The organism is Vibrio nigripulchritudo (assembly GCF_027924785.1).
Classification (GTDB): domain Bacteria; phylum Pseudomonadota; class Gammaproteobacteria; order Enterobacterales; family Vibrionaceae; genus Vibrio; species Vibrio nigripulchritudo.
In genome coordinates, this window is sequence record NZ_AP027049.1 from 601010 (window position 1) to 613628 (window position 12619).

Annotated in this window: 10 protein-coding genes; 9 read left to right on the plus strand and 1 reads right to left on the minus strand. The window is 45.1% G+C overall.

Translation table 11 applies throughout. From position 1 onward, the window contains the following. Position 1 precedes the first annotated feature (1 nt). The 9 genes from QMG91_RS03000 to QMG91_RS03040 all read left to right on the plus strand — a co-directional run bounded on the left by QMG91_RS03000 (position 2) and on the right by QMG91_RS03040 (position 11816). On the plus strand, positions 2 to 802 hold the full coding sequence (locus QMG91_RS03000) for an SH3 domain-containing protein (RefSeq protein ID WP_038195316.1): 801 nt from the start codon (positions 2 to 4) through the stop codon (positions 800 to 802). A gap of 110 nt (positions 803 to 912) precedes the next feature. Next, the gene (locus tag QMG91_RS03005; protein WP_281828770.1) at positions 913 to 1953 is read left to right on the plus strand and encodes a porin; all 1041 of its coding nucleotides are present in this window, start codon (positions 913 to 915) and stop codon (positions 1951 to 1953) included. Between the two features lie 137 nt (positions 1954 to 2090). After that, positions 2091 to 2615 carry a phosphatase PAP2 family protein gene (locus tag QMG91_RS03010; RefSeq protein ID WP_281828772.1) on the plus strand — a complete coding sequence of 175 codons (525 nt, stop codon included), beginning with the start codon at positions 2091 to 2093 and terminating at the stop codon, positions 2613 to 2615. Positions 2616 to 2649: 34 nt separating this feature from the next. Next, a complete protein-coding gene (locus QMG91_RS03015; RefSeq protein ID WP_004401805.1) occupies positions 2650 to 3702 on the plus strand; it encodes an MJ1255/VC2487 family glycosyltransferase in 1053 nt (350 codons plus the stop codon). Between the two features lie 344 nt (positions 3703 to 4046). After that, the gene (gene leuO, locus QMG91_RS03020) at positions 4047 to 5006 is read left to right on the plus strand and encodes a transcriptional regulator LeuO (RefSeq protein WP_281828774.1); all 960 of its coding nucleotides are present in this window, start codon (positions 4047 to 4049) and stop codon (positions 5004 to 5006) included. A gap of 311 nt (positions 5007 to 5317) precedes the next feature. Continuing rightward, positions 5318 to 7126: an AMP-dependent synthetase/ligase gene (locus QMG91_RS03025; protein ID WP_281830429.1), complete on the plus strand. Its 1809-nt coding sequence runs from the start codon at positions 5318 to 5320 to the stop codon at positions 7124 to 7126. Between the two features lie 413 nt (positions 7127 to 7539). After that, positions 7540 to 9261 carry an acetolactate synthase 3 large subunit gene (locus QMG91_RS03030; protein ID WP_022589608.1) on the plus strand — a complete coding sequence of 574 codons (1722 nt, stop codon included), beginning with the start codon at positions 7540 to 7542 and terminating at the stop codon, positions 9259 to 9261. Between the two features lies 1 nt (position 9262). After that, positions 9263 to 9757 (plus strand): acetolactate synthase small subunit, encoded by a 495-nt coding sequence (gene ilvN / locus QMG91_RS03035; protein ID WP_004401813.1) that lies wholly within the window; start codon positions 9263 to 9265, stop codon positions 9755 to 9757. Between the two features lie 184 nt (positions 9758 to 9941). Further along, positions 9942 to 11816: a sensor domain-containing diguanylate cyclase gene (locus QMG91_RS03040; RefSeq protein WP_281828776.1), complete on the plus strand. Its 1875-nt coding sequence runs from the start codon at positions 9942 to 9944 to the stop codon at positions 11814 to 11816. A 57-nt stretch (positions 11817 to 11873) separates the two neighbouring features. Here the strand turns inward: QMG91_RS03040 and QMG91_RS03045 are convergent, their stop codons facing one another. Further along, on the minus strand, positions 11874 to 12539 hold the full coding sequence (locus tag QMG91_RS03045) for a GntR family transcriptional regulator (protein ID WP_080563996.1): 666 nt from the start codon (positions 12537 to 12539) through the stop codon (positions 11874 to 11876). Positions 12540 to 12619 lie beyond the last annotated feature (80 nt).

Below are 12619 nucleotides of genomic sequence, written 5' to 3' on the forward strand. Positions count from 1 at the left end.
AATGAAGTTAACAGTATTTAAAGCCGTTTCCTTATTTGCGGTGGGCACCCTAATGTCTGGGTGCCAGTTATTGTCTTCTCAATCCAAAATCGAAAAAGTGGCGAGTAACGTAAAGCAATCTCATGCCAAAAGCGTTACGGAGATAAGCGATCACCTCGATCTGTATTTAAGCCAGTCCAGCCGTGATCAGTTTCTCAGTCAGGTCACTCAAGCTCTTGAGTCCGATTCAAGTCAGCCATTAACTGGGCGTGACCGGAACACTTACGCCCGATGGAGTATTCAGGCTGAAGTACAGGACTGGCAGGCCATCGAAGTAAAACGACCAACCGAAGAAGGTGTAGAAACCGAATCGGATTTGGTGTTTATGGATATCCCTTACCGCTCCAAAACCAAATTAAACCTCAGAGCGCAGCCGGGGACTCACGGTGAGAAACTGGGGCTGTTAAGCAAGGGAGAAGTGTTTAATGCGATGGCTCAGGTGCTTGATGAGCCTTGGTATCTGGTTGAGCAAAAAGGTATTATTCGGGGCTATGTTCATAAAGATTACGTTAAAAGTAACGTTTCTAAGCGCAGTATTCTCGCTACTCAGCCGAATCCACTTTTGTACCCTTATCACGAGAAAGAATCGGAAGCCGTTGCTAACGTACCCGTTGAAGGCGTTTTAGGTATCTACATTTGCCGAAACCTTGTATACGAACTCGCAAAGAACGAGGACGTGACAGAGGGGGGCTTTAAAGCCTGCCGTAAGCAGCGTAATGTCTGGTACATAGAAACGCCTGAAGTGAGAGGAGGTGCTATTTAGCTCCGAACACACCCTAGCTGACAGAAAGCTTACAGCGCCAATCAGCTTTCTGTCAGGCATGCTTGATTAGGATGTCGTCAGGTTAAGTTATCTGACAAGGCAATATCTTCATGAAAGCACTTTCTCTTTTCTCAAATCGCATTCTTCTCAGTTCTGTACTATTTGGTTTCAGTTTCTCTGCAACGGCTGATATTTCATTAGTTGATGAAAAAGACTACCAAGCCGATTTTTACGGTAAGGCAAAAGTCATTGGGCGTTACCAGAGTCATACCTCTGAATTCAAAGTGGCTGATGACAGCTCCAGGTTTGGAGTCAAAGGGCATTGGGATACTGAACTTGCCCGCGTTTATTCCAAAATAGAAATTGGTACGCATTTAAACACGGGTGCAGATGACTTGTTGTCCGTTCGGCTTTTGTATGCGGGTTTGAAAAATGAAGCTGGTCAAGTGGATTTCGGCAAGCAAGAGGCGCTGGTTCACGATCTCGATAACTATGACTTTTCAAACAAGTTAGGCGGGGCGGCACACATCACCAGGGAATCATTAGGAAATCAACGTAACCCTAGCACGCTGTCGGTGCGTACAGACTCTGGGGACTGGCGATTGATGGCTCAGTACAACTTTTCTCGGAGTATCGACAAATCTATTCGTTTACGAGTTGGCAGCCAGTCCGTAGGGGCGAAACATCAGGCAATTGATAATGGTTGGTCAGTGGGAGCGCGTTATCGTGACAAAGAGGCAGGTATTACTCTCCGTGGCGCGGTACAGATGACGTCTTTTAAAGAAAACGCCAATGCGACCAGCATGGGTTTGACGGCAGTCAAAAAAGCCGAGTTAGGAGGAAATCCTGTTCGATTTTCAGGGATGATCAGCCATTACGAGCTAAAAGACCACTCTGAAACCGGGCAGGCTGTAGGCATCGGAGGCGGCATAAAATGGGAAGCGGTAGAGCACTTCCATGCGTATTCCGTCATAGAGAATCTTCAAGGGTCAAAAGACTTGTCTGAAGGAAAGGAAACATCGGCGACCTTAGGGGTGGAATACAAAGGCTTTGAAAACATTAAGTTGTATACCGAATCTCAACGTTCCTGGTTTGATGCTGCTAAGCCTGACCAATGGCAGTTCGCACTAGGTGCCCATTACGAGTTTTAAAATAATGCCCGAGTTCTGAATTCTGGATCAGGAATTCACTCGGGCGTTTTGTCATTGAACTTCAAACATCCCGTCACCTTGTTGTCACCTTACTCGCCTAATTTTTGTGCATGAAACGGTAAAACAGGGGGCGGGCTATGAGACCTATTCAACCCATTGCCAGATTCGATCTGGCGTTTTCAAACTTTTGTCTACAACACCGCTTTAATCTTCAAGTCGCGAAAATCAGCAAAGCGGTATCGAAAAGTGGCGATGGCCATCTTTACGCCATTCTAGGGCTGGCTCTCTGGCTTCTTGAGCCAAACTTCGGTGCTCTTTTTCTCGCAGTTGGGCTTATAGCATTCGCGATTGAGCTTCCCATCTACTGGATATTGAAAAACAGCTTTAAGCGCCGCCGACCCGAAGAATTAAGCGATCTACTGACCGCATTTATTACACCTTCTGATCGCTACAGTTTGCCCTCTGGGCATACAACCGCGGCGTTCCTTATGGCGACACTGGTTGGGCAGTTTTATCCAGAATTCTATTTGTTTGCCGTGTGCTGGGCTACGCTGATTGGTCTTTCTCGAATTTTGTTAGGTGTGCATTTTATTACAGATGTCGTTATAGGCGCAGGCTTAGGTATCGCCTGTGCAAAAGCTGCAATTGTGGCTTACATCTGATTTACCAGACGCCTTGATTTGGAGAGAAACGGAAATGAAAATATTGTATGGCGTGCAGGGCACTGGAAATGGTCATATCGCGCGTGCCAGAGCTATGGCTCACGCTTTTAAAGATCGCGGTGTGGAAGTGGATTTTCTTTTTTCAGGCAGGGACAAAGACAAATACTTTTCCATGGATGCATTCGGTGATTACCAAACTCGCAAGGGGATGAGCTTTGTCACTCAAAATGGAAAAGTAAACCTCACTCAGACGATTGTACGAAACAGCCTGCTGAATCTGAAAAAAGAGATCGAAGAATTAGATCTAAGCCACTACGATCTGGTGATCAATGATTTTGAACCTGTATCGGCGTGGGCGGCGAAACAGCAGAAGGTTCCTTGCATTGGTCTGAGCCATCAAAATGCCTTCCGTTATCAGGTGCCGATAAAAGACACTCGCTGGTTTGATCACTGGATCATTCGTTACTTTGCCCCGACCAATATTCCAATCGGGCTTCATTGGTATCATTTTGATCAGCAGATCCTGCCTCCCATTGTGCACACCACATCTGGGTTGTCTGAGGAGAGCGGAATGTCGATTCTGGTTTATCTGCCATTTGAATCTCTGGTTGATATTCGGGAGCTCCTTGATCGTTTCAGCCACCATCATTTTGAGTGCTATCACCCAGAAATCAAGCACACTCATATGATTGAAAACATCACCTTTCACCCGTTATCTCATGACAATTTTCAACAGAGCCTGAAGTCTTGTGTTGGTGTAATTGCCAATGGAGGATTTGAACTGCCGTCAGAGGCGTTAACGCTAGGGAAGAAGTTGTTACTTAAACCGCTTAAAGGACAATTTGAACAACAGAGCAATGTTGCAACATTAGAGTATCTTGGGCTGGCTTCGGCAATGGATTACCTCGATCCAACAGCGGTGAGAAACTGGCTTGATGAACAAAGCGCAGAAAAAGTCACTTACCCCGATGTAGCGACCTCTATCGTGAACTGGATTATTCAGGGGCGTTGGGACAATGTTCAGGAATTGTGGTCTTCACTTTGGGACCAAGTCGACTATCCAAGCTACGCCACCATTCAAGGGTAACGCCCTTTCATTTTGTGACCTTTCAATAAAACGCAAACGTTTTCCTTTTTCAGGTTATCTCTTTGTTAAAGGAGAGCGTTTTGTCTCATTTTTGCAATTTCTTTTGTCAAAATAAGTGAAGTTCTTAGTTTTAGCTTTTTTTAGATATCTTCTATCTATTTGATTATTTTTGAAAATTATTTAGTCAGGCTAAAAAATGATAATTTAATATTAAACCACTTGTCGTGTGCATGGTATTTCGAGATATTCTCAAACAAAGCGCAAGCATTAGTGCAGTAAATGCTTTCGATTAACCGAGGCTGATGCCTATTTTTAATCATTATTGAGAAGTAAGAGGCGACCCAATGTCGAATAGGAATGAAGCGATTCAAGCTGTTGCAGGTTATCGAATGGAATCGACATTACGCGGTGTGGATCTGAATTTATTAACCGTTTTTGATGCAGTCATGCAGGAACAAAATATTACACGAGCAGCACACAACTTAGGTATGTCGCAGCCAGCAGTAAGTAATGCGGTGGCACGTTTAAAAAACATGTTCGATGATGAGCTGTTCATGCGACATGGGCGTGGTATTCAGCCAACTCAGCGCGCTCGTCAATTGTTTGGTCCTGTCCGACAGGCTCTTCAACTGATTCGCAATGAATTACCGGGCTCGGTATTCAACCCTTCTACTTCTTCACGCTTGTTCCGTTTGGCAATAAGTAGCCCTTGCGATGTGCGTTTTGCTCCGGCAATCATGAGCAGCATTGCCCAACAGGCACCAGGCATCCAACTGCAAATGGAGTCAGATGTCGATGCGGGACTGGCAGAAAAAATGCGCTTCCAGGAAGTCGACTTTGTGATTAACTATGAGAAATTTGAAGAGACGGGTTACGCCAGCACAGAAATCTTTAGCGATGAGCTGGTGGTTGTTGCATCTTCTTCTCACCCTCGCATTGGAGAGAGTATAACGATTGAAGAGCTACAGGCAGAAATGCATGCCACGCTATCAAAAGTGAATGGTGTCCGCTGTTTTTCAGAACAGGCATATAAAGACTTAGACTGTCGCTCTGCCTATCAGGGCACCAGTCTCAGCAATATTCTGTATGTAGTCAGCCAGTCTGAATTGATTTCGATTGCACCAAGGTGGTTGGTTGAGAACGGGGTTAACCTGTCGAACGTTAAAATCCTGGATCTGCCCGTTGCGAACAAGCACATTTCTGGCTACCTAAGCTGGCATGAATCCAGTGAGAAAGATAAAGCACACATCTGGATGCGTGACCAACTCATGATGATTTGTGGTGAAGCGGTTGCCGCGAACTAACTTACTTTATAGCGTCGGCTCAGCCCGGCGCTTTTTCTTTCAGCTCAACTCTTTTCACTCCTCTTATCTTTATTAATAGTTTTTACAATTAAATGTAGTAAAGCTTGCGCCGCATCAGTTGCCTTTTCCTGTCGTGCTTGTACACTTGTGCGGCTTATTCAGCTTACATGTGTATCCCCAAATGAAGTTCTGTAAACCAAGGGAAACATGCACCGTCGAACTGAGTTCAGTACAGTCGACAAGATGGCAAATGGACATGCCATTCATCCGAGCCTGATATGGAAGCAGAGGCGCTGTCAGAGGTAAAAGACATGTTCAATAAAGACTTACACATTGTTAAGTGTATTCGTGAGCGCATAGCTCAAGGCGGAGCCAAAACCGCTCTCAAACACAAAGTCTCGGATGTCTGGGAAAGCATCAGTTGGAAATCGTTTGGTGAACAGGTTGATGCAGTATCACTTGCGTTACTCTCACGTGGGATCGATGTTCAGGACAAAGTAGGCATCTATTCCAATAACATGCCTGAATGGACTATTGCAGACATCGCGACCCTTCAGTTACGCGGTGTAACTGTGCCCATTTACCCAACCAATACAGCAGCTCAGGCAGCTTACATCATCGATAATGCAGACATAAAAGTTCTGTTTGTAGGTGAGCAGGAGCAGTACGACGCTGCGATGTCTGTGTTCCATGAATGTCCGAAACTGGAGCTGGTGGTCGCGATGACCGACGATATCGTTCTGGAAGAAGGCGAGCGAAGCTTGAGCTGGGCATCTTTTACTGAATTGGCTGCTACATCTCCAACCGACGAATTAGGTAAACGCCTCGAAGAAGTGGAACTGGATGATCTTCTCACCCTGATTTATACCTCTGGAACCACAGGTCAACCCAAAGGAGTCATGCTGACTTACGCCAATATTGCTTCTCAGCTAGAAGGGCACGATCGCCGTTTGGGGCTGACCAACCAAGATGTTTCACTGTGTTTTCTTCCCCTCTCACATGTTTTCGAGCGTGCATGGACTTTCTACGTACTCTACAAGGGTGCAACCAACTGCTACCTGAAAGACACAATGCAGGTGCGCGAAGCTCTGGGAGACATTCGCCCGACAGTCATGTGTGCGGTTCCTAGGTTCTACGAAAAGATTTTCTCTGCCATTCACGAAAAAGTCTCGAAAGCGCCATTTGTTCGCAAGATTCTATTCACTTGGGCGGTGAATATGGGGGCGAAGATGGCAGAGTGTAAGCGCACGAATTCCAAGCCTTCATTCATGCTTCAGCGTAGCCATAAGCTGGCAGACAAGCTGGTATTGAGCAAGCTACGCGCATTGCTTGGTGGTCGAATAAACTTCATGCCATGTGGCGGAGCAAAGCTGGACGAAACCATTGGTCGCTTTTTCCACGCTATCGGCATCAATGTAAAGCTGGGTTACGGTATGACAGAAACTACAGCGACCATTTCATGCTGGGATGACGGAACGTTCAATCCGGATTCTATCGGCACATCAATGCCTGGGGCACAGGTAAAAATAGGTGAGAATAACGAAATTCTGGTTCGTGGTCCTATGGTGATGAAGGGGTACTACAAGCTACCGGAAGAGACGGCGAAAACGTTCGATGAGCACGGTTTTCTGAAAACAGGAGACGCCGGCAAGTTTGATGACCAAGGTAACCTGTTTATTACCGATAGAATCAAAGAGTTGATGAAAACCTCGGGTGGTAAATACATTGCCCCTCAAATGATTGAAGGCGCCATTGGCAAAGATCATTTCATCGAACAAATTGCGGTCATTGCAGATACGCGTAAGTTTGTATCTGCATTGATTGTCCCATGCTTCGATGCTCTTGAAGAGCACGCTAAAGAGCTGAATATTAAGTATCACGATCGAATGGACCTCATCAAACATTCACAAGTGGTCGAAATGTTTGAGAGCCGACTTGAAGGATTGCAAAAAGAGCTAGCTAAATTTGAACAGGTGAAAAAATTTACTCTGCTTCCACAGGCTTTTTCTATGGACTCTGGGGAATTGACCCCAACACAGAAACTTCGTCGAAAGGTCATTAACGACCGATATCAGGACGAAATCGAAGAAATGTACACTGAAATATCCAATAAAAAGTAATACTACCTACCTTTTCTATCAAAAATAGCCTGCAAAATTGCAGGCTTTTTTGATTTTCCCGTTTACACATCTCAGTCACGAGAAACATAAAATGTTACATCTGTAAAAAATTTTCGTTCGAATTTGGTTTTTAGGCTAGATAAACCTGCTGTTCTATGTGGGTCTTGCCGTTCGGTAAACTGATAAATGGGGTCGATATAACATATTGGCAAAAATGGGGTGTATGCCTCATTAGACAGCCCGCTTCAATCAGTTGTAAAGTTCGAATGTAACCTTTTTGTTAGTTATGACTGGCAAAGAGTACATAGATGAAGAATTGGAAGTATTTCGAATAGGCTAAAAATAAGCCCTAGACTATGTGACACCAGAGCAGAGAATTGACCTTATTCTACTGATACTGGTAAGGAGAAAATATGGCAATGTTGTCCGGCGCAGAGATGGTTGTGCAATCTCTGATTGAAGAGCAGGTAGAACAAATTTTCGGTTATCCAGGCGGTTCCGTTTTGGATATCTACGATGCACTCCACGCAAAAACCGACCAAATCAAACACGTATTAGTACGCCACGAGCAAGCGGCCACCCATATGGCAGACGGTTATGCCCGCGCCACAGGTAAGCCCGGTGTAGTACTGGTATGTTCAGGTCCAGGTGCCACCAATACAGTGACTGGTATTGCAACGGCATACATGGACTCAATTCCAATGATTGTTATTTCTGGAAACGTACCCAATAACCTGATTGGTAATGATGCGTTCCAGGAGTGTGACATTGTTGGGGTATCTCGTCCGATCGTTAAGCACAGCTTTCTGGTAAAAAAAGCGGAAGACATACCCGAAACCATCAAAAAAGCTTTCTATATCGCGACCACAGGTCGACCCGGTCCCGTAGTGATTGATTTGCCTAAAGATGTGATGAATCCGCAGATCAAGCTTCCTTACAGCTACCCTGAAACGATTGGCATGCGCTCATACAAGCCAACGACCTCCGGTCACAAGGGACAAATCAAGAAAGCGCTGAAATCCTTGTTAGAAGCGAAAAAGCCTGTGTTGTACATTGGCGGTGGCGCTGTGATTTCTGAAGCGCATGAGCATATCTTTAAACTGACCGAAGCATTAAACCTTCCTGTGGTCAGTACTCTTATGGGGCTTGGTGCGTTTCCGGGAACCCATAAAAATGCCCTAGGAATGCTTGGCATGCATGGTCAGTATGAAGCCAACATGGCAATGCACAATGCGGATCTTATTTTTGGTGTGGGGGTACGATTTGATGATCGTACAACCAACAACCTGGAAAAGTACTGCCCAAATGCCAAAGTAATGCACATTGATATCGATCCTTCTTCGATCTCTAAAAACGTTAAAGTAGATCTTCCCATCGTTGGCTCGGCAGAAAAGGTGCTGGCAACCATGGTGAAACTACTGGATGAGCATGGTGGCAGCAACGATGAAGCGGCGCTTAATGAATGGTGGGAAGAAATCAAAGTCTGGCAGGACAGAAAGTGTCTGGCGTATGAAACGTCACCAGAATGCATTAAGCCGCAGCAAGTGATTGAAACGCTTCACAAGCTAACGAATGGTGATGCTTACGTGGCTTCGGATGTCGGTCAGCACCAGATGTTTGCCGCGCTTTACTACCCGTTCAACAAGCCTCGCCGTTGGATCAACTCTGGTGGGTTGGGGACGATGGGCTTTGGTTTGCCTGCTGGAATGGGCGTGAAGTTTGCGATGCCAGATGAAGAAGTTGTCGTTGTTACTGGTGATGGCAGTATCCAGATGAATATTCAGGAACTGTCCACGGCGTTGCAATACGATATTCCGGTTAAAATCATCAACCTGAACAACCGATTCCTAGGCATGGTAAAACAATGGCAAGACATTATTTACCAAGGTCGTCATTCTAACTCATACATGAGCTCTGTCCCTGATTTTGCAGCAATTGCGGAAGCTTATGGTCACGTCGGTATTCGTATCTCCACTCCTGATGAACTAGAGTCGGGCTTACAAAAAGCATTGGATATGAAAGATCGCTTGGTATTCGTTGACATCAATGTCGATGAAACCGAACACGTTTACCCTATGCAAATCAAAGGCGAGGGTATGGACAAGATGTGGCTAAGCAAAACGGAGAGAACTTAATATGAGACACATTATTTCATTGCTGCTGGAAAACCAGCCGGGTGCATTGTCACGTGTTGTTGGTCTGTTCTCTCAACGCGGATACAACATCGAGTCTTTGACCGTATCTCCAACCGATGATGAAACGCTTTCACGTTTAAACATCACCACGACATCCAGTGAAATGCAGTTGGAGCAAATTCAAAAACAACTGCACAAGCTGATTGATGTTCTGAAAGTGCAAGAAGTGACAGAGTTAGAGCACGTTGAACGCGAGCTGATGCTGATTAAAGTGAAAGCGGATGGATTTGCTCGTGCAGAAGTGAAGCGCACAGCTGACATCTTCCGTGGTCAAATAGTCGATGTGACCGCTTCTCAATACACAGTGCAGATGGCGGGAACCAGTGAAAAACTCGACGCGTTCATTAGCGCACTTGAAGAGGTGACAGAAGTCATCGAGGTTGCGAGAAGTGGAGTGGTGGGCATTGCCCGAGGAAAACACGCCCTAAAAGCGTAACCAATTGTATCTTTGAGATTAAGCCACTTCTATTGAGAAGTGGCTTTTTTGATATATTAGTAATTGTTAACAGGATTCTCATTAACCTTATGATATTTGGGTATATGCTGCCTTATAATTATACTTAAGTTTGCGAATGTAATTGATATTTAAGGTCATCAGACCCCATACACAGAGGCCATCAGTGAAAGTAAAAAACCTGATCTTTTATATTGCTCTCACCTGCCTCGTGCTTTCTACTGGTGCCGCGCTGATGTACCACAAGCGCCACAGCCAACTCGTCGACCGACACATTGAACAAATCATCGCTCAGTCACAGCACCAAATGGCGTTTTCAGAGCGTGAGTTAAGTGAAATCGAAATTCAACTGAGAGCCACAATGGAGCTGCTCCGTGGAAATCGATTTTTGTATGATTACGTCGACAAGCCCATACAGTCCAACCGTGTACTGGTGGAAGAGTTGTGGATGTCGATAGCGTCCAGTCAACAATGGTTCAAAACCATCTATTTCATGGATTTGAAGGGCAAAGAATCGGTTGCCGTAGATTATTCCTTCCAAGCAGGAACCGCTTTGGCTCGCCATCATTTACTGAGCCATCAAGACAGCCAACTGTTTGAATTCGCAAACAACTTAATCGCCAATGAAATCGCTTCTTATGGATTAACCATCAAACCCAATGATGTGGCAGGTGAAACACACTTTAGCCCGGTACTGGAAATCGTCACGCCGATTTATTCGGGCGGCGAGCGTCAGGGGTATCTGGTTTTTGTTCTGGATGTCTGGTTTTTGATGTCGGTGATTGAGTATTCACCCAATTCACAACTGATGCCTGAAGTAGTCACCAAAGAAGGGGATTACCTAGTCAGCAAAGACAGAGAAAAATTATTTGGCTTCCTTTTGCCCGAGAGGCAGAAATTTAACCTGTCCAACACACATCCAGAAGCCTGGCAGCAAATTAAAGAGCAACAGCGTGGTTATGTTCTGGATGACGGAAATCTGTTGGTGTTCTATCAGGTAGAGTTTTTCAAAGACGGAAACGTAAAGCTGCTGATAGAGATCAGTGAAGCGGAGTTGAATGAAGGCATTGCCATTCAGGCTTCAAGCTTACTTCGTCAGTTTACGTACGTCTTGGTCTGGATATTTTTATTTGCCATTCCAACTGCTTATTTCATTTACCTGTACAAAAAACGAAACTTGGAAAGCAAGCTTGCTATTGCGGCGCTACACGGTATGTCTGCCGTGATCATCGCAGACAAACGTCATCGGATCATTCAGGTGAACCGCGAGTTTGAAAGTTTATCCGGGTTTGATAATGACGAAGTTGTTGGTCGAAATGCGTTGAAGCTTTTGTGCGGTAAACACAGTAACGACAAGGTACTTGAGATTGCAGAAGGGCTTAAAGACGATGGTGTCTGGGAGGGAGAGCTGATCAATGCGAAATCCAGTGGCGATCAGTTTGTCAGCCTGACAAGGATTCAGTCCATTGACTCCGAAACAGCCCGCTCCAAGTACTTCATTCTTTCCCTGTTTGATATTACGGAAAGAAAGCGTCTGGAGCAGCAGTTAAGGCAACTGAGTGAACGAGATGCTTTAACTGGTTGCTGGAACCGCCGTAAGTTCGATCAGGAGCTATTCATGCAGACTCGACTGGTGGATCGTTATTCTTCTAATGCCTGCCTGGCGCTACTCGATATAGACCACTTTAAGCGAATCAATGATGAGTTTGGTCATGATGAAGGCGATAGAGTCATTTGCGCGGTGGCGACAACGTTGGAAGGGCAATTGCGAGAGACGGATTTTCTGGCGCGAATTGGTGGTGAAGAATTTGCGATAATCCTACCGAATACGCAGGTTGAGCAAGCTGAGATTCTATTGAATCGCCTGAGAATTGCCATCGAGCTAGAAGCATCAAATCGGGTCACTGTCAGTGCGGGAATTACAGATATCTGCAATGACACAAAACGCTCGTATAAATGTGCAGACATTGCTTTGTATGAGTCGAAAACTCAGGGGCGAAATCAGGTATCGGTGTGCATGAGTGATGATGACGTTGCTTAACCAATAAAAAAACGCTGAGCCAAGCTCAGCGTTTTTGTTTATACAGCTCGCTAAATATTACTCTTCTTCTGGCAAAATAGATTCTATCTTGCGCTGAGTATTATCCAAGTGTTTCTCAAGCACTTGAAGTGCCTGATCTTCGTTTTTCGCTAACACCAGTTTCATTAGACTTTCGTGCTCATCCACATTGATGAATGTCTTTGTATCGAATGAATCTGAGTTCAATGCGAGGTAACGGTAACGTTTAACTTGGTTATCCAGCTCAAGGAAAAAACCATACATAGTATGAGCGTCAGATCCTTCTAAAAGCGCAGTATGGAAGCGTTGGTGGCGCTCTTCCCATTCTGAATTATCGAATGCGTCTTCAGTATGTTGAATGCGAGATAATTTATGGAAAGCAGAAAGCACTTCCAGTTCCCAATTTTCGTCACCTTGCTGAATGGCTTTCTTCAATAGATGTGATGCGGCGATTTTCAAACTCTCGAATAAGTCAGACAGCTCGCTGTGTGTCACTGAAGAAACCCAACAACCTTTCTGAGGTTCAAGTCGAACATACTTTTTCCAAGAAAGCTGAACCAATGCCTCACGAATTGGAGACGCCCCCACTGCATATTTTTCTTTGAGTTCTGCTACGACCAATTTCTGGCCAGGCTTCAGATCGCCATTCAAGATATCTTGGCGAATCATTTTTGACACTTTGTCAGTAAGAGTAGGACTAGACACGATATCCCCATTAGTACTTCAATTGCATAATTATTGTAGTCGGCTTTTCCCTTTGAGCTCACATTTATTTGTGTCTCACT